The sequence below is a fragment of the Nitrospirota bacterium genome (assembly GCA_016214845.1).
Classification (GTDB): Bacteria; Nitrospirota; Thermodesulfovibrionia; order UBA6902; family UBA6902; genus SURF-23.
Window position 1 is genome coordinate 114465 of record JACRMS010000032.1, and the last position, 20206, is coordinate 134670.

Consider the following 20206-nt stretch of genomic DNA (forward strand, 5'->3'; position numbering starts at 1 on the left):
AACGGACAATCGAGATATAAACTTTATCGCTGTTCCTGTTACTTACCACCTTAAATTCCTTACGACAACCGGAGTGATTACGGTAGTCACCAAAGACATCAGCACTATTGAAACATACAAATTCTGGCTTATTATGTTTGACGTCAAACCGATCAGGGCCACTATCATCGCAACCTCGCCCCGTGGAGACATGCCAAACCCGATGATCAAAGATTCCGAATTACTGAAACGGACCATTTTTGCCGCAATCCCGCATCCGATGACCTTTGTTAAAACCGCTACTAAAATTAATGCCGCAAAAAAAGGCAGGATGCTAAATGACAGCTCCTTCAAATTCACCAGTATTCCCAGGCTGATGAAGAAAATCGCGCCGAAAATTACGTGCAAGTATTCAGCGCCTTCTTTAAGGTCCTTGCTGTTTTTAAATTTCAGGCCCTCCAGCACCACCCCGGATAAAAAAGCCCCGACAATCGCTGACAGGCCGATTATCTCCGCAACAGACGCATACAGGAAACAGAACATGATCGACATGATGAATAAAAAATCCGGGAATTCTTTAGCGACTCCCTGCTCATCAAGTTTCATGAACAATTTTTTGATGTACGGGGCCGCAAAGATCCCAGCGATCAAAAAGGCCGCCGCTTTCATTGCTGTCAAAACTATTTTCATAAGCTCAATGTTGCCTTCTTTTACGGATTGCGCGGCTATTGACAGCGCCAATAGACCGAGGACATCGTCTATCACCGCCGCTCCGATTATCGCCTGTGCAGCCGGCGTATTCAGTTTCTTCATCTCTTTTAATACGCTTGCCGTGATGGCTATGCTGGTTGCGGTCAGCGATACTCCGATGAACATTGACTCCTGAAAATTATAATCAAAAATATTTCCGAGGAAATAACCTGCCGTCCATGGAAGGATTATGCCTATAAACGCGATTAGTAAATATTTTGTCTGGTAGATTTCCCTGTTCTTAAATTCAAGCCCTATTGCGAACAAGAGCATTATCGCGCCGAGATGCGCCAGCATCTTGATGGCGTCGCTGTATTTTATGATCGCAAGGAAGCTCGGGCCTATTATTATTCCGACTATGATTATGCCGACAACAGCGGACTGATTTATTCTTGAGGAAAGCAGATATCCCGCTAATGCAAACAGCAGGATCAAACTTATCTGTAATTCAATCGTGGCCATATGCTTAGTGATTAAATGTTCTCATTTTAACATGCGTTTAAATATACCATGTATTTGTAAACAATGCCTCTTCTAACCCGCAGCTTCGCCTCCTGATTCAGGGCCTCCGGTCTGGTGCGCCCTCACAACGGTCACTGTGCAGGGCGCTTCCGCAACAACCTGCGAAGACACGCTGCCGAGAAAACGTCTGAGCGTTGAGCTGCTGCGAGCGCCTATGACGATATGATCAACATGGTTCGCCTTAGCGTAATTGATGAGGGCCGTTGCAGGGTCGGGAAATTCAAGCACATGAAACGATATCCTGTCAGCAGGGATTTGCAAAGTGCGCGCCCAGTGCTTAAGCTCTATCAGAAATTGCACGTGCAAATTTTTTCCCGCTTCGTCGACGCCGAGGTCGAGGCCGACAAGAGGCGTTTTGCGGACAGTGACGCAGGTAAGGCGGGCGTTTCTTTCTGTATGAAAAATACGCTTTACGGCTTTGCGCAAAGAATCGGAGAGTGCCTCCATTTCAGGAGAGGTATCCACGGCGGCCATGATAATCGGCACCGTATCAAGATGTCTGGCTATCGACCTGTTTGCGGATGAACCGAATTTTTTATAATTCATCCAGCGCTTAAATATCGTCCAGTGACTGTCCCGCCTGCCTCGTTCCGCGCGTGGCGTAAGCGTAACTTGTTCAGGATGCTGAAGGGCAAAGGCAAGCTGGGCAGCGCTGCCGTAACGCTCCGCAGGATTTACTTCAAGGCATCTTAAAATTATCTCTTGCAGCCAGCGCGGACATTCTTTGTTTAATGCACGTGGAGGAACGGGATCCACATATAAGCGTCTCCTGAGGCCAGCCTTACTTTTCGGGTCGCCGAAAGGCTGTTCCCCGGTGCTCAATTCATACAAGATCACTCCGAGGGCGAAAATGTCGCTGCGCGGATCACTGCGCACATTCAGCACCTGCTCAGGCGAGATATACGGAGCAGTGCCCATCGGCAGGTGAAACTCCTCGGCCATCAGGTCGGGAAGCTGATCATGACGTGACAGGCCGAAGTCAATCAGCACAGCTTCTCCGCTTTTACGGAAGAGTATGTTGTCCGGCGTAAGATCGAGGTGGATGACGCGCTGACGGTGAAGATCATGCAGGGCCTTGGCAGTTTTTGCTCCGATGGCCGCTGCTTCATCCGGCGGCAGCGGTGATTCAGGAAGGCGGGATTCAAGCGATCCGCCCGGAATATGTTCCATGACGAGGAACGGCTGCTGCGAGAAATCGCCGGAAGCGATGAAGCGCGGGACATGCGGACCTGTAAGTTTAGGCAGGACCATCTGCTCGACTTCAAAGCTTACAATAAATGACGGATCATCTCCGTCCTTAAGACGCGGGACCTTCATTACCATCGGGATAGACAGGTCTTCCCTCGTCACCTTCCATATGGTTGCCATCCCGCCCGCGTGAATTCTATTTTCAAGCTTGAAGCCGCCCAGGAATGCCCCAGCTGAAAGTGATTCCGCAACCACCCTAAGTTATACTCCCTGTTCCAAACGCGTCCCAAACCATTCAGGCAGTCCAGCCTCTTTTATTTTTCTTGCTGCCGCTTCCACGTTGAAGGGCACACGAAAATATGTCAGCATGTTACGAGCTGAATCGTATACAGCATAACATGCCGCAGGGTTTCCGTCACGCGGCTGCCCAACGGACCCAGCGTTGATAAGCCAGCGGCGATGCGTGCTGAGCGGGATGTCTACGTCCGGTTGAGGAACAAAGGCACTAACGCTCCTGCTGCCGTTCTGGTGATACAGGTGCGGTTCATGAACATGGCCGCAGAATGTTAAACGGCAGCGGGTAAAGGCAAGGCTGCGCGCTGCATCAAACGAATCAGTTATATAGCCCCATTGACCCGGGGCCCAGGCGTTTGCGTGAACGTACAAGCGGTCATGCTCCTCAAATTGGAGCGGAAGTCCGGACAGAAATTTCATCTGAGGGCCATTAAGACGGGTACGCGTCCATTCAACAGCATAGCGAGCGTCTTCGTGCATACCGTTACGTGATTTCTGCAATACCGCCTCATCGTGGTTGCCGAGAACGACTATCGCTCCGTTCTCATGGTAATGCATGACAGTTCCGAGTACCCATTCCGGATCAGCGCCATAGCCGATCAAGTCCCCTAAGAAAACATTCCTCTCAACACCTTGCAGGATTGAGTGAGCGAGGCATGCTTCCAAAGCCTCACGGTTGGCGTGAATATCTGCAAAAAAAGCTATTCGCATATCAAATTAATAAAAAGCCATCCGGCGGGATGGCAAGCGCCATCCGCCGGACATCTCAAGTGAAAGAAAGGGTCTTCCCAACAACAGTACGAATCAATGTTCGTAAGAGGTAATGTCCCTTTCCTTTGTTTCTTTCAAAAAGAGCGCTCCAATGACTACTGTTACAATCGAAACAACGATCGGATACCATAGTCCGTAATAGATATCCCCTGTTGCCGCTACCATTGCCGTAGCCGTAAGCGGCAGCAAGCCGCCGAACCAGCCATTGCCTATGTGATACGGCAAAGACATGGACGTGTAACGGATACGTGTCGGGAACAGTTCGACCAGGAACGCCGCGATCGGGCCATAAACCATGGTAACGTAGATAACGAAGATAAACAGGATGAGCAGAACCATCGGATAGTTGATTTTGCTCTTGTCAGCTTCAGCAGGATAGCCCTGGGCTTTCAGAGCATCTTTTACTGCCTGCTCGTTCCAGCCCACGATCTCGGTCCCTCCAATAGTCGTTACAACATCCTTGCCCTCTACTCCAGGCAATGTTTTGAAGCTCAATCCCTGTTTGGTCATGTAGTCCTTGGCGCGGTCACAGTTGCTGAACTTGCTCCACGGGCCGACAAAAATGTGGAAGTTGCAATCGGCTTCGTTTGCTGCAACAGTGATCTCCGTCCTGTTCTGAAACTCCTCCAGCGCGGGGTTGACATAGTGCGTCAGCGCCTTAAACATCGGGAAGTAGGTCACTGCCGCGATCAGACAGCCGGCCAGGATGATCTTAAGCCGGCCTATCTTGTCCGACAGCTTGCCGAAGACGATGAAAAAGGGTGTTCCAAGAAGCAGAGACGCGCCTATCAGTGTGTAAGTTGTGAGGAAGTCGAGCTTCAGCGTGATCTGCATAAAGAAAAGCGCATAAAATTGTCCGGTGTACCAGACAACGCCCTGTCCTGCGGTTGCGCCAAGCAGCGCCAGTAGCACGTATTTATTGTTCGGATAGCGCAGGAAGCTGTCGGTAAGCGGAGCCTTGGAAGTCTTGCCTTCTGACTTTATACGCTGGAAGACCGGTGACTCTTGCAGCTTGAGACGGATATAGATCGAGACGCCCAGAAGAATTATTGACAACCAGAAGGGAACTCTCCATCCCCAGGTTGCGAAAACCTCTTTGGTCATATTGATCCGGCAGAGGCCGATTACAAGCAAAGCAAGGAAAAAGCCGACCGTTGCCGTGGTCTGGATCCAGCTGGTACTGTACCCCCGTCGATGATGAGCAGAGTGTTCAGCGACATATGTGGCCGCACCTCCGTATTCGCCGCCAAGCGCAAGTCCCTGAAGCAGACGCAGAGTCACCAGAATAACAGGCGCAAACCAGCCGACAGACTCGAACGTCGGCAGCAGGCCGCAACCGAAAGTCGCAAGACCCATGACGACGATCGTTACCAGGAATGTGTATTTGCGGCCTACAAGGTCGCCGATGCGTCCGAACACGAGCGCGCCGAAGGGACGAACTAAAAAGCCTGCCGCGTATGTTGCGAAAGCAGAAAGGAGCGCCGCAGTTTCATTTCCTTTCGGAAAGAACAATGCAGCAAAGAACGGCGCCAGTGTTGCGTACAGGTAAAAGTCATACCACTCGAACACTGTTCCAACGGATGAAGCTACGATAACTAATTTTTCCTCTTTGGATATCGGAGCTTTTTCTGCTACTTGATCTGTTACTATAGTTGTGCTCATTAAGCAAACCTCCTTTTTTATTTTGTTGTTTGGAAACAGGGTTGAATCAACACCTGGATAAGCGCTTTGACTGGTTTTTTTACATATAAACTTCCTCCTTTATTTTTTACTGCGGCGCGCCGTGAGTGCCCCAGTTTTTCTGTCCGTTGTCAGCGCCAGCCCTGAATATCCTGACATTGACGGATGTGTTTCAAGAATTCCGAATAATATTTCTTTACCGATTAGGTAGCAAGTAGTATCTTCAACTGCTGAGACCCTGATTTTTGATCCGGCCTTGTCCCGGAGACAGCCGAATGAATTGCCTTCTCCCCTGTATTCAGTGGCATCCTTATCACCCTTTTTAAACTTCACTTTTACATTCCCTTTTTTAATAATCTGAAGATATTCGCAAGGCGGATTTTCTTCAAGAATGATCACGCTGTCTTTAGGATAGAATTCCACTATGACGCCCCCGGCAATTTGTCTTAAGGCTTTATCTTCAAGTTCCTGAAAGGGTTTAAGCTTACTGAGAAATTCTTTTACTTCTTCGATGGTCATCTTATGATGACTAAAAGAAGAGCAAATCATATGCCTGAAAAAATCAGAACCGTATTGACTGTTTAACTCATTGCAATAAAAAGAAATAATGGGAACAAGGAGTTTTCCCGGATACCAGTAGATGTTTAAACAAAAAGACTGAATGATACTTTATGTAGCAATGCAGGGGGGTATTTAATATAATCTTTATTTTTCAAGGTAGTTACGATAGTTACTTTTTGTAATACAAATTTGTGCTTGACGTAGAGATAAGTAACATGCCAACCCCTATTTTTGTCTTGATAGTTGAATTAGTGCCTGTCCTTAACGCCCGATTACGAAATTTGAGAGCAGGCTTCGGGCATGACGAAAATAGAAAACACTAGTTTATGAACAGAGCTAACTAATACATCAAAAAGGTCAGACAGATGAGTTCAGAAAATCCATTAATCAAGAAATGATGCCGCAGTCTCTTATCTGCTCTGAGGTGTCTTGTGATACTGAATTATACTATCTCAGGTATCCACGAAACACATTATCATTTAAGGGAAAGTTTGATTTGCCCTCTTTCAATAACTCCTGCAACATGGTAGAATAAAAAATATTTTTTCTCTGTTTTTTTTGCCAAAATCACAAAGGAGAAAAGTGCATGCCTAAGATCGTGAAGAAAGCTGTATTCCCTGCTGCAGGGTTAGGCACAAGGTTTTTACCTGCAACAAAGGCATCTCCCAAAGAGATGCTGCCCATTGTTGATAAGCCGTTGATACAGTACGCAGTTGAAGAAGCGGAGAATTGTGGCATAAAAGAATTTATCATGATTACAGGTAAATCCAAGAGGGCAATTGAAGACCACTTTGATTCTGCCTGGGAGCTTGAGGAAAACCTTAAAAGCAAAGGCAAACATGCAATGCTTGAAGAAATTCGCAGGCTGTCACGGCATCAATTTGCTTACATAAGACAGGGTGCCCCGCTGGGACTTGGTCATGCGATTCTCTGTTCCAAGGCGTTTGTAAATGACGAACCGTTTGCAGTGATCCTGAGTGATGATATAATTGATCCAGAGGACAATCTTCTTGGAGAGATGCTGAAAATATATAATGAACATGAGGCAACGGTGCTCGCACTGCAAAGAGTGCCAAAGGAAGAAGTACACCGTTACGGAATAATAGCCGGAAAAGAAGTCAAAAAAAATATTTTCAGGATAACCGATATGGTTGAAAAGCCGAAACAGTCTTCCGCTCCTTCTGACATTGCCGTCATCGGAAGGTATATACTAACTCCGGATATTTATAATTTCCTTGAAAAAACATTACCGGGCAAGGGCGGTGAAATTCAATTGACCGACGCATTGAATGCGCTTTTGCAAAAGAAACCGGTTTATGGCTACCTTTTTGAGGGAACACGCTATGACGCGGGAGACAAGCTTGGTTATCTAAAGGCAACGGTTGAATTTGCATTAAAGACCCCGACTGTCAGAGACGAGTTTAAGAAATATCTTTTATCCACAGTTTCATCAATCATAAACAAGGAGCAATAATGGCCGAAATTGATGTAAAAGAAGAGCGCGAAATTGAGATCCCGACATCCTTGCCGATCTTGCCCGTAAGAGACGTTGTTATTTTCCCCTACATGATTCTTCCGCTTTTTGTGGGACGGGACATATCGATAAAGGCGATTGAGCATGCCGTCGGGGAAAACAAGATGATACTGCTTGTTTCACAAAAAGACGTTAATATCGAAGTCCCCTCCAAAGAAGACCTTTATACCGTTGGAACAGTCGGAACAATTCTGAGGATGCTGAAACTCCCTGACGGGCGTCTCAAGATACTTGTGCAGGGCGTTGCAAAGGCAAAGATACTTAATTATACCCAGACGGACCCGTTCTATATCGGCGAAATTGGAAAAGTCATTGACCAGCAACAACCCGAGATGACACTTGAAGTTGAGGCCCTGATGCGCAATGTAAAAGAGCTTGTGGACAAATCATTAGCGCTCGGAAAGTCTTTTCTTCCCGATATTATAGTCCTTATAGAAAACATAGAGGACCCCGGAAGGCTTGCAGACTTAGTTGCATCGAATCTCGGCTTAAAGGCCGACCAGGCCCAATCATTACTGGAGCAGACAGACCCTATTCTCAGGCTTAAAAAAATCAGCGAGCTGCTCAGCAGGGAGGTTGAACTCCTGTTGGTGCAGCAGAAAATACAGTCCGACGTCAAGGGGGAAATTGACAAGACCCAGCGCGAATATTTCCTGAGAGAACAGATGAAGGCCATCCAGAGAGAGCTCGGCGAGATAGACGAAAAAGCCGAGGAGGTCATGGAACTTCGTAAAAAGATTGAAAAGGCGAAGATGCCGGAGAAGGTCGAGAAGGAGGCCATAAAACAGATCAACCGTCTCGAAAAGATGCATCCGGACAGCGCTGAGGCAGGCACTATAAGAACATATGTGGACTGGCTTGTTGAACTGCCGTGGTCGAAGAGCTCAAAAGACATCCTCGACCTGAAAAAGGCGAAGAAGATCCTCGACGACGACCATTACGATCTTGAAAAGGTCAAAGAGCGCATACTCGAATATCTCGGGGTGAGAAAGCTCAAAGAGAAAATGAAAGGCCCCATCCTCTGTTTCGTAGGGCCGCCCGGCGTAGGCAAGACCTCGCTCGGCAAATCCATTGCGCGCTCATTAGGACGAGAATTCTTCAGGATGTCCCTCGGCGGGATGAGAGACGAAGCCGAAATAAGGGGGCACAGGAGGACGTATGTCGGGGCGATGCCCGGCAGGATCATTCAGGGCATTAAAACATCAGGCAAAAACAATCCCGTATTCATGCTCGATGAGGTCGATAAAATAGGCATGGATTTTAGAGGCGATCCCGCATCCGCGCTGCTTGAAGTGTTGGACCCGGAACAGAATTATGCTTTTGCAGACCATTATCTCGGAGTCCCTTTTGATCTAAGCAACGTGATGTTCATAACAACCGCTAACCTCATAGACCCCATTCCTTCTCCTTTAAGGGACAGGATGGAGGTGATCGCATTGTCGGGATATACCGCCGAGGAAAAAATCGGCATAGCAAGAAATTATCTTATCCCCAAGCAGTTAAAAGAACACGGCATCTCGGATAAAAACATAAGAATTTATGACAGTGCGCTCCTCAGCATTACCACAAATTATACCGCCGAGGCAGGCGTGAGAAATCTTGAACGCGAGATCGCAAACCTCTGCAGGAAGGTAGCGAGAAAGATCGCCGAGGGGAAGATTAAAAAATACGTTATTTCATCAAAGAATATTTCAAAGTATCTCGGCGTACAGAAATACATGCCTGAAGAAGAGATCAAAAAAGACGAGATCGGGGTCTCTACAGGGCTTGCGTGGACGGAGAGCGGCGGAGACATAATATATATCGAAGCCACGATAATGAAGGGCAAGGGCAACCTGACACTTACGGGGCAGCTCGGCGATGTTATGAAGGAATCGGCCCATGCGGCGTTAACTTATGTGCGTTCAAGGGCCAAAACGCTCGGCATAAACAACTCGATGTTTTCACAAAATGATATCCACATTCATGTCCCCGCAGGAGGGATCCCCAAAGACGGGCCTTCCGCAGGTATAACAATGGCCACCGCTATCGCCTCGGTTTTTACCGGCAAGCCTGTTCATAAGAGCGTTGCCATGACAGGCGAGGTAACACTGCGCGGGAAGGTGCTTCCGATAGGAGGCCTGAAAGAGAAGTCTCTGGCGGCAAAGAGGATGGGAATCAAGAAGGTGATAATTCCAAAACGAAATGAAAAGGACCTCGAAGATATTCCCAAGTACGTGAAAAAAGACATGCAGTTTATTCCGGTGGAGACAATGGATGAAGTTTTAAAGAATGCCCTTATTACGAGCAAGAAAAAGAGAAAATGAAAAATACAATGCACTGCTGAGACACTGAGAAGATTAAATAAATTCTTGCCTTTTTCTTTCTCACTTTTCGTTACAAAATTTTTGTATTTTCCTCAGTGCCTCTGTGACCTCTGTGGTTAATTTTTAAACTATGCTGCTTTCTGAACTTGGCGAATTCGGCCTTATAAAAAGAATCAGGGCCAAATGCAAAAATGCCTCCCCTGAGATCATTGAAGGCATTGGCGACGACGCGGCAGTTATAAAAGCGGGGGCAAAAAGAATTCTCGTCACCGCTGACATGATGCTCGAAGGGACCCATTTCGACCTTTCATTTACAACGTTCTCACAACTGGGCCACAAATTTTTAGCGGTGAACATCAGCGATATCTTTGCAATGGGCGGAAGCCCGGAATATTTTTTTATCAGCCTCGGCATTCCAAAGAAATGCAATGCGGAAGATATTGATGAACTGTACTCGGGAATATTAAGGCTCGCGAAAAGGTCCGGAGTTACAATTGCAGGCGGCGATACATGTTCATCAAAAGACGGACTCGTGCTGAGCGGAACTCTCATCGGGACCGCTGACAGGATAATTACACGCTCAGGAGCAAAAGAAGGCGACGGGATTTTCGTCACGGACACGGTAGGGGATTCCGCGATGGGACTTATACTTTTGAAAAGTCAGAAGTCAGAAGTCAGAAGTCAGAAGTTAAAAAACAAGAAGCTGAAATTTGGAACTCAAAACCCAAAACTCATCACGAAACACCTGATGCCCGAGCCGTTCCCTATGAAAAACACGTCTAAGGTTACATCAATGATTGATATTAGCGACGGGCTTCTGATAGATTTAAGTCATATTTGTGACGAAAGCAAAGTCGGCGCTGTAATTTATAAAGATAAAATTCCGGTGTCAAAGGGGCTTGCAAAAGCTGCCGGGACACTGCGACTGCATCCTTTAGACTTTGCGTTAAAAGGCGGGGAAGATTACGCGCTGCTTTTCACCGCGCCGCAGGGCATAAAAACAGATGCATTTAAAATCGGCGAAATTATAAAGACGGGCCGTTTCATAATAGACGAAAGAGGGAGAAAGAGAAGATTTCAGGCGGAAGGATATGAACACTTTAAAGGAAAGTAGTCAGTAGCCAGTAGTTAGAAGTTAGTACAATGGTAGTTAAGATAAGACGTGCTGCATTTATTTCCTTAACTACTTACTACCTAACTACTCTCTGCTTGTTCCCAATTAACATGTCATACATAAGAGATAAATTCAGGGCCATATTCCAGGTGAAAGACACGCCGCACCGCATCGCTATGGCTTTTGCGCTCGGCGTGTTCATGGGCATTTCACCTTTATTGGGACTTCACTATGTCGGAGGATTTTTTATGGCATGGCTTTTCCGCCTGAATAAACTCGTCACTCTTGTAGGAGTGAGCGTAAATAACCCCTGGACTATTGTTCCGTTGTCCTCCTTTTGCGTCTGGTTCGGGGCGAAATTAATCGGAATAAAACAGGTGTTGCCTGACGTGGAATGGGGCAGCATAACTTTCGGTAAAATTGCGGGCAAGCTGACGGACCTGAATAGTTTAATGACTCTCGTCAAAGAGTTAATGCCTCTCATAGCATCTTTTTTTGTCGGCGCCACCATCGTCGGTGCGGTGTCAGCGGTTGCGGGCTATTTTATTGTCCACAACCTGGTAACCAGATACCAGCAGAAAGCACATGACGCCGCATAAACTGACCCGCACGCATGTCCTGCTTTTCATCGCGACTTTTATAACAACCACTCTTGCGGGCGCGCTGATGAAAAACGTCATACCGTGGGAGCATCCTGAAAAACTCTACCTCGGACTGCCGTTTTCACTTACGCTGCTCCTTATTTTAATGACACATGAATTATCGCATTACTTCATGTCCCTGAAGCACAACGTCTCAGCAACTCTTCCGTATTTCATCCCGGCCCCTTCCATAATCGGTACGTTTGGCGCTGTTATCAAAATGAAACCCCCGATTCCCGACAGGCGGTCGCTTATCGACATAGGCGCCTCAGGGCCGATCGGCGGATTCATCATAGCAGTGATCGCCACGGTCATAGGATTAAATTTTTCTGAGGTCAAACCGATGGGAGAATTGCAGGAAGGACTTTCATTCGGCAGTTCAATACTATTTAATTTTTTATCCGAAATAATTCTCAATATCGATCCTGACAAATACGACGTACTGCTCCACCCTGTTGCCTTTGCCGGCTGGATTGGCCTTCTGGTCACATCGTTGAACCTGCTTCCAATCGGCCAGCTTGACGGCGGCCATATTACTTACGCCCTGCTTGGAGACAAACATGCGTGGATCTCAAAGGGCATGATCCCTGTATTGATTATCCTCGGCATTTTGTTCTGGAGCGGGTGGATTGTATGGGCGGTGATAATGATCTTTTTAGGCTACAGGCATCCGCCTGTGGTTTATCCCTATATTCAGCTTGACAGGAAAAGAAAGGTCATCGGATGGATCACGTTTGTAATTTTCATCTTGACCTTCACTCCCGCGCCTGTGAAGGGGATGTAGCCTTTTCGTTCAACTGCCCGAAATAATCTTTCCCTCGTATGATACAAGATGTGTGGTAACAGGGATCCCATCCGCAATCTCTTCAGCGTATATTTTTGCATGAGCGCAGACTTTCGAGAATAGTAACAAGTGACGGGTGACGGGTGACGAGTTAATAAAGTCAAAAATTTCTCTTGCGGTATTGAATTCCTGGTCCTCAGGCACAGCAATTCCGAGAGAGTTTAAAAATTCAACGGCCTTCCTCATATCAATCGCTCCGAATCTCACATGGGTCTGCGGGGTCGCCATTGCAATCTTGACCATCTTGGCCCACTGCGCGCAGAGATGGATTTTTTTAAATCCAAGTTTTTTTGCCTCCCGCAGCGAGTATTCGAGATAGTCGCCGATGAGGACATATGATTCTTCGGGAAGATTATATTCCGCCATATGCGCCTTTTCAGATGTCCGTCCCGCAGAAAGGACTATCTCCTGAAGCCCCACCGCCTTTGCCACTTTCATTGAAGAAGTAATTGTAGCTGTCCACGCTTCGGCAGATACAGGTTTGACAATACCCGTTGTTCCCAGTATCGAGATGCCGCCCGTTATGCCGAGCCGGGCGTTTAAAGTCTTCTTTGCCAGCTCCTCACCCTGCGGGACGGAGATGGTAACTTCAAGAAGTACAGAAGTGCAGAAGTGCAGAAGCGCAGAAGATATGTTGGTTTCCGAGTAGCTTTTCTCATCTTTCGCTTTTGCACTTTTATACTTCTGCACTTTTGCACTATTATCCAGCAACGCTTCCCTTACTGCCTCTTCAATCATCTTTCTCGGTACGGGGTTGATTGCCGCTTCACCAACAGGGACGGGAAGTCCGGGCTTCGTTACAATGCCAACGCCCTTGCCGCCTTTGATTAAAATCAGGGATTGGGGATTGGGGATTGGGGATTGCGCCCCATCCCCTTGCTGAGGGGGTTCTGTGCTCTGTGCTCTGTGCTCTGTGCTCTGAATTTTGACTTCCGCCGCTATCTCCGCGCCGTTTGTTATATCAGGGTCATCTCCCGCGTCCTTGATAACGGATGCGCGGGCGATTAGTTGAGAGTTAAGAGTTATGAGTTCAGAGTGATGAATTTTAAAACTAACCCTGCTGCCGTCAGGGAAGGGAATGTCAACATCAGTGACGGGTGACGGGTGACGGGTGACGAGCAAGGCTGCCGCCTTCGCCGCCGCTGCCGCGCATGCGCCTGTTGTATATCCTGAACGTAAATGCTTTTTCATTGATCAAAATTAAACCATATAGAAAATGATAAAATCATCCGCAGATTCCGCAGATTAAACACACGAATTAATATTTTTAAATCTGTGTAGCTCTGTGTAATCTGTGGATGGAGTTTTCTCCGTGCCTCTGTGGTTAATTTGTTTATAGCGGAATCTACTTCCTGCCAAAGTCGTCGTCAAAACGGATGATGTCGTCCTCTTCAAGATAGTTTCCAATCTGCACTTCTATGAGATGAAGAGGGATCTTGCCCGGATTTTCAAGGCGATGAGGCGAGGTCTTGGCAACATAGGTGGACTGGTTTTCTTCAAGGAAAATGGTCTGGTCGCCATTTACAATTTTAGCTGTGCCCTGGACCACGATCCAGTGTTCGCTTCTGTGGTGGTGCATTTGCAGGGACAGTTTTGCCCCCGGATAAACTACGATGCGCTTTATCTTGGAAGTTTTATTTTCTTCAAGCACCGTATAAGTCCCCCATGGGCGATAGGCAGTGGTATGCGCCTTATATTCATTGCGTCCCTGTTTCTTGAGCTCCTGCACTATGGACTTAACGTTCTTGCTTTTTTCAAGGTCTGATACAAAAACCGTATCGGGCGTTTCCACCACCACAATGTTTTCAATATCGTTTGTTACAACCAGACGGTTATTGCCGCGTATCAAACAATTTTTGGTGTTCTTGAGAATTACGTCACCTTCAACAACATTGTTGTTTGCCCCCTTCGGTAAAAAATCGTAAAGGGATTTCCAGGAGCCGATGTCGCTCCACCCGAAATCAGACGGGAGCACAACGCCTTTTTTTGTCTTCTCCATTATGGCGTAATCAATGGAGATATCAGGCAGGGACTGATATTTGCTCAGAGGTACGGAGGCCGCCTTTGAAACCATCCGTTGCATGTTTTTAAAAAGGTCCGGTGCATATGCCCTGAATTCGTTCAAGAGCACAGATGCCTTGAAGGCAAACATTCCGCTGTTCCAGAAAAAGTTCCCTGCTTTGAGATAATACCGTGCGGTCTTATCATCGGGTTTCTCCACAAACCGTTTGATGGCAAAGGCGCCGTTTTGCACAGGTTTGGCCCCTTCTATATATCCATAGCCCGTTTCCGGGTAGTCGGGTTTTATGCCGAACGTTACGATGTAGTCTTTTTTTGCGAGTGACACCGCTGTCATCAATCTCGCCTGAAATCCTTCAACATCTTTAATTACATGATCAGAGGGGAATATCAAAATCACCGCATCTTTTTCAGTCTTCAGAATATTCATGACCGCAAGAAGTATGGCTGGGGCTGTGTTGCGTCCGCAGGGCTCGGCAATGATCTTCCCTTTGGACGGTACGCCGATTTCCTCAAGGTGCCGCGCTATTTCAAAAAAATGTTCATCTCCGCAGACAACCCGGATATCTTTCGCCTCAAAGAGGGGGAACAATCTTTTGATCGTGCCTTGAATCAACGAGTCGGACCCGACAAGACTAACTAATTGTTTCGGGAAAAGCTCTCTGGAAACGGGCCATAATCTTGAGCCGCTGCCGCCTGCCAACAGGACGGGAAATGTTTTAATTTCTTTTTTTGACATGTATTTTTTTGACCCCTAATGCTGAAAAAAATAGTTTCAAGGTTTCAAGTCCTTAAAACATTATATTGGTTTACAACCGGTAAGGTCAACAAATTGAATGTTATCAAGTAATCTCAATTTACAAAAGCCCTATGCCCCAGGGATGCGCATTTTTCCCAAGCTGGATGGTATCTATTACTTTATTGTTTTTCAGATCAATCACCGAAATGCTGTTGTCGGCCTTGTTGGCTACATAGGCTTTCCTGGCAGCAGGATCTATCGCAATTCCTTTTGGCGATGCCCCGACCTTTATTGATCCTGCCGCGGTATTAGTGGCGGTATCAATTACTGCCACACTGTTGTCACCGGCGCAAGTAACGTAAATCTTGTTGGCAGACGCATCAATGCCTATATACCAGGGATTTAATCCAACCTGCACCGTCCCTTCAACCTTATTGGCTGCCGTATCTATAATAGAAACGGCGCTATCATCATGACTTGTTACATATATTTTTTTGCTTGCGGGACTGTAAGCCGCCCCAAGAGGTATCTTGCCGACCGGTATCTTTGCAGTTTCGGAATGGTCTTTGAGATTGATTACTGAAACATACCGGCCGCCCGAAATAACAACAAATGCAAGTTTCTTGTCAGGGACAAGCGCCGTTTCAAAAGGCCCGGTCCCATCAAATTTTATTCTGCCTTTTATTGAATCATTTGTAATATCAATGATGGTTACGCTTTTATTTTCCTTATCATCGGTATTTGTGACATAAGCGAGATTTGCCTCAGGATCAATTGCCATATGCATCGGTCCAATGTCTGTTTTAATGGTGTTCACAACCTTATTGGTTGACGTGTCAATAACAGATACCGAACTGCTTTCGGCATTTGAATTAAGGACGTATATCTTTTTTTTGTCAGGACTGACCGCAAGGCCCGCAGGCCATTTTCCTACTTGAATTGTTTCCAGTATCTGATTATTCGCAGTATCTATTACAGCTACATTCTCAGCTCCTGAATTCACTACATAAAGCCTTGCGGCTTTTGCAGAGCGGGTGGCATCGCTTCCGCTTACTGTAACAGGAGGTATTGCAAGCGACAAGAACAGAAGCAGAAAGATTCGCAGTGAGTTCATTAGTTATACCCTTCCTATAATTGCAATCAAAAGAAGTTATTGAAGCTCTGCATAGGGGTAGAATATTTTATCCTTCTAACTTTCTCCAGCAATCATCGCTGTCCAAAGTTTCCTGCAATATGTCCATTAACTCCTGCTCGGCGGCCGGACTGCCGTTTTTCAAATCCAGGAGCAGCTTCTTAGAAAGCTCCACAATGCACATAGTGTCCTTCTTTATCAACTGTACCCTGTAAATAAGGGTATCCAGCAAATAAAATACCCTGAACAATATTACCGTATTGTCAATCTGCCGGATCTTTGCTTCAATTATGTCATATGCCGGCACTTTATCATCCGGGACTCGTGGATCCATGGCCTTTCCTGTTAGGACCTTATCAATATTTTTTTAAAGTGTAATTTTACATTTATCATTATGTTTTGTCACTTAAAAAATATTGAATTAAAAAATAATAATACCCCTCCTCAATTGCCCAATTATTCCCGGACATTAATAAAGAAAGGCGCGCTTAGAGGAACTCTTTTGATTACGTGCTGACAGGGGGGCAATTCAAAGGGTAAGTCAGAAATGGAAAATCAAGTTTTATGAACATTATTAATAAGATGTAAAAAGGTCCCTACCGTGCGACAAATGTTTGCCAATCCTTCCTCGCCCTTAACCTTAATATGAAATTCACATGTTGCACAGGAGCAAACTTTGTATAAAGGTGAACACCTTAACGGGGTATTGAATTTCCCGGCAATTATCCAGCAAATTCTACCTCCGTTGGTCCCGCTGTTCAGGCCATCAGCCAAGATTTCGGTTGCAACCGGACAGAGAGCGAATGTGTTACCGTTTTCATCAAATGACGGCCCTTGTCCGCACTTCATAAATTCCCAGCAGTTAATTTTCCCCATCCTTTTTTTCCATCAATTGTGCAATTCTTTTATATGTTAAATAATTATTTCATTATCCAGATGCTAAGTAAAGGTAAAATTCACATCAAAGAAACTGCCCTTACAGACATACGCAGGCTTCGGCATAATGCTGCACAAAACGTTATAGTGAATGGTGTCCCGAGTTGATTCATATTTTAAAGTCAGAGAGCTCTGTTGTAAAAAAATAAGGCATTATGTTACCCTTTGGAAATCATAAAATCCTCTCTAAAAGATACAGTTATTCGCAAAGGAGAAACCCCGATGGTAAAGAATGACCGCTGGATAAAGTCAATGGCAAAAAAAGGCATGATAACCCCGTTTTCGGACAAACAGGTGAGAAAGGGTGTTATCTCATATGGAGTGAGTTCATACGGCTATGATATGAGGATAACCGATGAGTTCAAGATATTTACCAACATAAACACAACCGTGATCGACCCCAAAAAATTCGACCCTCAGAGCTTTATTGATTTTAAAGGGGACGTCTGTATAATACCGCCGAACTCTTTTGCCCTTGCCACGTCTGTGGAGTATTTTAAAATTCCGAGGGAAACGATCATCATCTGCCTTGGCAAATCAACGTATGCGAGATGCGGGATAATCGTCAACGTCACTCCTCTTGAGCCGGAATGGGAGGGCCACGTGACAATAGAAATATCCAACACTACGCCGCTGCCCGTGAAGGTGTATGCCAATGAAGGGATTGCCCAGCTAATATTTTTAGGAGCGGATGAAGTATGCGAAAGGTCCTATGCCGACAAGGCGGGTAAATATCAGGCCCAGAAAGGGATAACGCTGGCCAAGATTTAATCATGAAACCAAAAGAGCGCATAATCCTTGCCCTCGACGTCGCTGATTACACCGAGGCGATCAGGACTGCTAAAAAATTTAAAGACCACATTGAACTGTTCAAGGTAGGCTCTGAACTCTTTACCGCCGCCGGCCCAAGGATCGTGGAAAAGATCAATTCAATGGGCAAGAAGGTCTTTCTTGATCTGAAATTTCACGACATCCCGACCACTGTAGCGAAGTCTGCCTCTGTCGCGGCTAAACTCGGCGTGTTCATGTTTAACGTACACACATCGGGCGGACTTGAAATGATGAAGCAGGCGGCCCAGGCGATCAGAAAGATATCGCTCAAGGAGAATATCGAAAGACCGAAACTCATTGGCGTGACCATATTGACCAGCATTGACCAGGCTGCCCTGCAGGACGAACTTGGGGTCGGACTTCGCATGAGCGCTCAGGTTAAAAACCTCGCGGGACTTGCCCATAAATCAGGGCTCGACGGAGTTGTCGCATCCCCGGAGGATGCTGAGATGATACGTTCAAAATTCGGGAAGAAATTCCTGATCGTTACCCCCGGTATCAGGCCGTCATGGGCAGCGGCTGACGATCAAAAAAGGATGCTTACTCCAAGGCAGGCGCTGATAAAAGGGGCCGATTACCTTGTCATCGGAAGGGCCATCACGTCACAGCCTGATCCAGTCAAGGCGTTAAAACGTATCGAAGAGGAAATAGGGAGCTTGAGTTAGAAGTTTAAAATCAAGAGTTGAAAGTTAAGCGAACTTCTTCACTCTTCACTTGTTATGTTAATCTTTCCCTCAAAAACCAACTTCATTGAAAGCGCGATGACCGGTAAACCCTCCCCTGTCTATGCAGAGCTGCCTTTTATTCCACCGCAGCAGATTTTCGAATGTGTAAACTCCCCGTTCAGTTTTTTGCTTGAAAGTATAAAAGGGCCTGAAAAGATCGCCAGATATTCATTTATAGGCGCAGGACCTTTCCTTACTTTCAAGGTAAAAAACGGTTTTGTTGAAGTAGACGGCAGAATGGAATTTGTAGGGGCGGGTTTCAAACCCGCCCTAAAGGACAGCATCTCCCCTCTAAAGAAACTAAAGGAAATCCTCACAACCTTCAAAATTGAATCATCCGCGGACCTGCCGCCATTTATCGGCGGCGCTGTCGGGACCATAAGTTATGACTTCGTGCATTATTTTGAAAACCTGCCGAAGACCGTGGTTGATGATCTCAAAATACCAGATGCCCACTTCATGCTCGTTGACACAGTTATAGCCGTTGACCACAAGCTGCGAATGACATTTATCATTTCCTGCCCTCTGCAAAGCACAAATGTAGGGGCGGGTTTCAAACCCGCCCTCGGTGAATGGGAAACTGCTTATGACAGAGCCTGTGAGAAAATAAACGCACTTTGTGAAAAGCTAAATCCGGTCCCCTCCCTTGAGGGTTTTAACCCCTCCCATGCCAAGGTCCGCATTCATCACGAGATGGGCAAAGAGGCCTACATGAATATAGTGAGAAGGGCGAAAGAATACATCCGCGCAGGGGATATCTTTCAGGCAAATCTTTCGCAGAGGGTGTCCGCATATCTCGGTGACATCAAACCGTGGCAGGTTTACAAAACTCTGAGCAGGATCAATCCCTCGCCCTTTGCGGCGTATCTTGACCTGGGAGACTACCACATCGCAAGCTCATCGCCGGAGAGGCTGGTTAGGGTTTCGGGCAATACAGTTGAAACACGGCCTATCGCGGGCACGCGGCCGAGAGGTAAAGATGCTGAAAGCGACCATCAGATGAGGACAGACCTTTTGCTGAATGAAAAAGAGCGCGCGGAACATCTCATGCTGATTGACCTTGAAAGAAACGATCTGGGGAAGATATCCGATTACAGCACAGTGGAAGTTGATGAGTTCATGATTACCGAGGACTACTCCCATGTCATTCATATCGTGTCAAACGTGAAGGGGACGCTTGCAAAAGGCAGGGACTGTTTCGACGCGATAAGGGCCACCTTCCCCGGAGGAACGATAACGGGAGTGCCGAAAGTGCGCTGCATGGAGATCATTGACGAACTCGAGCCGGTCGCGCGCGGGCCGTATACAGGTTCGATCGGCTACATAAGTTTTACCGGCGACATGGACTTGAACATTATCATTAGAACGTTTGTGATTAAAGATAAGACCGCGTACGTCCAGGCGGGCGCCGGGATTGTCGCAGATTCAGACCCGGAGAGGGAATATTACGAGAGCCTCAAAAAGGCCGAGGCCCTGATACGCACGCTGGAGACGTTATAGTTATTTGATCTTCCCGCATCCCTTCCTTCTTTTTCAAAGAAAGCTTAAAAGATGCAGCTTAACGCTGAAGTGAAGCAAATCCGTCAGCTAAGCGATAATGAAAATTCAGTCAACGAAGCAATAATTGACTTTACGTCAGG

At 46.6% G+C, this 20206-nt stretch carries 17 protein-coding genes; 8 read left to right on the forward strand and 9 right to left on the reverse strand.

The features are described from left to right. Positions 1 to 42: 42 nt before the first annotated feature. From HZB61_11445 to HZB61_11465, 5 genes are all read right to left on the reverse strand, one after another. A complete protein-coding gene (locus tag HZB61_11445; GenBank protein MBI5057215.1) occupies positions 43 to 1191 on the reverse strand; it encodes a cation:proton antiporter in 1149 nt (382 codons plus the stop codon). 72 nt (positions 1192 to 1263) lie between these two features. Continuing rightward, complete coding sequence (locus tag HZB61_11450) at positions 1264 to 2694, reverse strand: protein kinase (GenBank protein MBI5057216.1); 1431 nt, start codon at positions 2692 to 2694, stop codon at positions 1264 to 1266. 6 nt (positions 2695 to 2700) lie between these two features. Continuing rightward, on the reverse strand, positions 2701 to 3444 hold the full coding sequence (locus tag HZB61_11455) for a metallophosphoesterase family protein (protein ID MBI5057217.1): 744 nt from the start codon (positions 3442 to 3444) through the stop codon (positions 2701 to 2703). Between the two features lie 93 nt (positions 3445 to 3537). Beyond that, entirely contained in the window at positions 3538 to 5166 is a 1629-nt protein-coding gene (locus HZB61_11460; protein ID MBI5057218.1) for an MHS family MFS transporter, read from the reverse strand. Between the two features lie 99 nt (positions 5167 to 5265). Next, the gene (locus HZB61_11465) at positions 5266 to 5703 is read right to left on the reverse strand and encodes a cyclic nucleotide-binding domain-containing protein (GenBank protein ID MBI5057219.1); all 438 of its coding nucleotides are present in this window, start codon (positions 5701 to 5703) and stop codon (positions 5266 to 5268) included. Positions 5704 to 6331: 628 nt separating this feature from the next. On the opposite strand from HZB61_11465, the gene galU reads away from it, so the two are divergent. The 5 genes from galU to HZB61_11490 all read left to right on the forward strand — a co-directional run bounded on the left by galU (position 6332) and on the right by HZB61_11490 (position 12124). Next, positions 6332 to 7219: a UTP--glucose-1-phosphate uridylyltransferase GalU gene (galU, locus tag HZB61_11470; protein MBI5057220.1), complete on the forward strand. Its 888-nt coding sequence runs from the start codon at positions 6332 to 6334 to the stop codon at positions 7217 to 7219. Continuing rightward, positions 7219 to 9585: an endopeptidase La gene (lon, locus tag HZB61_11475; GenBank protein MBI5057221.1), complete on the forward strand. Its 2367-nt coding sequence runs from the start codon at positions 7219 to 7221 to the stop codon at positions 9583 to 9585. The genes galU and lon overlap by 1 nt, the downstream gene beginning before the upstream one ends. Before the next feature lie 130 nt (positions 9586 to 9715). Next, positions 9716 to 10699, forward strand: a complete 984-nt coding sequence (gene thiL / locus HZB61_11480) for a thiamine-phosphate kinase (GenBank protein ID MBI5057222.1) — start codon at positions 9716 to 9718, stop codon at positions 10697 to 10699. Positions 10700 to 10809: 110 nt separating this feature from the next. Next, positions 10810 to 11298: a DUF2062 domain-containing protein gene (locus tag HZB61_11485; GenBank protein ID MBI5057223.1), complete on the forward strand. Its 489-nt coding sequence runs from the start codon at positions 10810 to 10812 to the stop codon at positions 11296 to 11298. Next, positions 11285 to 12124, forward strand: coding sequence for a site-2 protease family protein (locus tag HZB61_11490; GenBank protein ID MBI5057224.1), 840 nt, complete (start codon positions 11285 to 11287; stop codon positions 12122 to 12124). The genes HZB61_11485 and HZB61_11490 overlap by 14 nt, the downstream gene beginning before the upstream one ends. Before the next feature lie 9 nt (positions 12125 to 12133). On the opposite strand, the gene HZB61_11495 is transcribed toward HZB61_11490, so the two are convergent. From HZB61_11495 to HZB61_11510, 4 genes are all read right to left on the reverse strand, one after another. Then, positions 12134 to 13375 (reverse strand): cobalt-precorrin-5B (C(1))-methyltransferase, encoded by a 1242-nt coding sequence (locus HZB61_11495; protein ID MBI5057225.1) that lies wholly within the window; start codon positions 13373 to 13375, stop codon positions 12134 to 12136. A 154-nt stretch (positions 13376 to 13529) separates the two neighbouring features. Then, positions 13530 to 14906 (reverse strand): mannose-1-phosphate guanylyltransferase/mannose-6-phosphate isomerase, encoded by a 1377-nt coding sequence (locus tag HZB61_11500; protein MBI5057226.1) that lies wholly within the window; start codon positions 14904 to 14906, stop codon positions 13530 to 13532. Between the two features lie 154 nt (positions 14907 to 15060). Next, positions 15061 to 16056, reverse strand: a complete 996-nt coding sequence (locus HZB61_11505; protein ID MBI5057227.1) for a YncE family protein — start codon at positions 16054 to 16056, stop codon at positions 15061 to 15063. Positions 16057 to 16123: 67 nt separating this feature from the next. Next, on the reverse strand, positions 16124 to 16408 hold the full coding sequence (locus HZB61_11510) for a hypothetical protein (protein MBI5057228.1): 285 nt from the start codon (positions 16406 to 16408) through the stop codon (positions 16124 to 16126). A gap of 824 nt (positions 16409 to 17232) precedes the next feature. On the opposite strand from HZB61_11510, the gene HZB61_11515 reads away from it, so the two are divergent. From HZB61_11515 to HZB61_11525, 3 genes are all read left to right on the forward strand, one after another. After that, positions 17233 to 17781 carry a dCTP deaminase gene (locus tag HZB61_11515; GenBank protein ID MBI5057229.1) on the forward strand — a complete coding sequence of 183 codons (549 nt, stop codon included), beginning with the start codon at positions 17233 to 17235 and terminating at the stop codon, positions 17779 to 17781. Positions 17782 to 17783: 2 nt separating this feature from the next. Next, on the forward strand, positions 17784 to 18506 hold the full coding sequence (gene pyrF, locus HZB61_11520; protein MBI5057230.1) for an orotidine-5'-phosphate decarboxylase: 723 nt from the start codon (positions 17784 to 17786) through the stop codon (positions 18504 to 18506). 96 nt (positions 18507 to 18602) lie between these two features. Further along, the gene (locus tag HZB61_11525; protein ID MBI5057231.1) at positions 18603 to 20066 is read left to right on the forward strand and encodes an anthranilate synthase component I family protein; all 1464 of its coding nucleotides are present in this window, start codon (positions 18603 to 18605) and stop codon (positions 20064 to 20066) included. Positions 20067 to 20206: the final 140 nt, after the last annotated feature.

What these genes read in the sequence shown, in the direction of transcription:
- HZB61_11445 (MBI5057215.1), bottom strand. Translation starts at nt 1,191, where the DNA reads ATGGCCACGATTGAATTACAGATAAGTTTGATCCTGCTGTTTGCATTA.
- HZB61_11455 (MBI5057217.1), bottom strand. Translation starts at nt 3,444, where the DNA reads ATGCGAATAGCTTTTTTTGCAGATATTCACGCCAACCGTGAGGCTTTG.
- HZB61_11460 (MBI5057218.1), bottom strand. Translation starts at nt 5,166, where the DNA reads ATGAGCACAACTATAGTAACAGATCAAGTAGCAGAAAAAGCTCCGATA.
- HZB61_11465 (MBI5057219.1), bottom strand. Translation starts at nt 5,703, where the DNA reads ATGACCATCGAAGAAGTAAAAGAATTTCTCAGTAAGCTTAAACCCTTT.
- galU (MBI5057220.1), top strand. Translation starts at nt 6,332, where the DNA reads ATGCCTAAGATCGTGAAGAAAGCTGTATTCCCTGCTGCAGGGTTAGGC.
- lon (MBI5057221.1), top strand. Translation starts at nt 7,219, where the DNA reads ATGGCCGAAATTGATGTAAAAGAAGAGCGCGAAATTGAGATCCCGACA.
- thiL (MBI5057222.1), top strand. Translation starts at nt 9,716, where the DNA reads ATGCTGCTTTCTGAACTTGGCGAATTCGGCCTTATAAAAAGAATCAGG.
- HZB61_11485 (MBI5057223.1), top strand. Translation starts at nt 10,810, where the DNA reads ATGTCATACATAAGAGATAAATTCAGGGCCATATTCCAGGTGAAAGAC.
- HZB61_11490 (MBI5057224.1), top strand. Translation starts at nt 11,285, where the DNA reads ATGACGCCGCATAAACTGACCCGCACGCATGTCCTGCTTTTCATCGCG.
- HZB61_11495 (MBI5057225.1), bottom strand. Translation starts at nt 13,375, where the DNA reads ATGAAAAAGCATTTACGTTCAGGATATACAACAGGCGCATGCGCGGCA.
- HZB61_11505 (MBI5057227.1), bottom strand. Translation starts at nt 16,056, where the DNA reads ATGAACTCACTGCGAATCTTTCTGCTTCTGTTCTTGTCGCTTGCAATA.
- HZB61_11510 (MBI5057228.1), bottom strand. Translation starts at nt 16,408, where the DNA reads ATGGATCCACGAGTCCCGGATGATAAAGTGCCGGCATATGACATAATT.
- HZB61_11515 (MBI5057229.1), top strand. Translation starts at nt 17,233, where the DNA reads ATGGTAAAGAATGACCGCTGGATAAAGTCAATGGCAAAAAAAGGCATG.
- pyrF (MBI5057230.1), top strand. Translation starts at nt 17,784, where the DNA reads ATGAAACCAAAAGAGCGCATAATCCTTGCCCTCGACGTCGCTGATTAC.
- HZB61_11525 (MBI5057231.1), top strand. Translation starts at nt 18,603, where the DNA reads ATGACCGGTAAACCCTCCCCTGTCTATGCAGAGCTGCCTTTTATTCCA.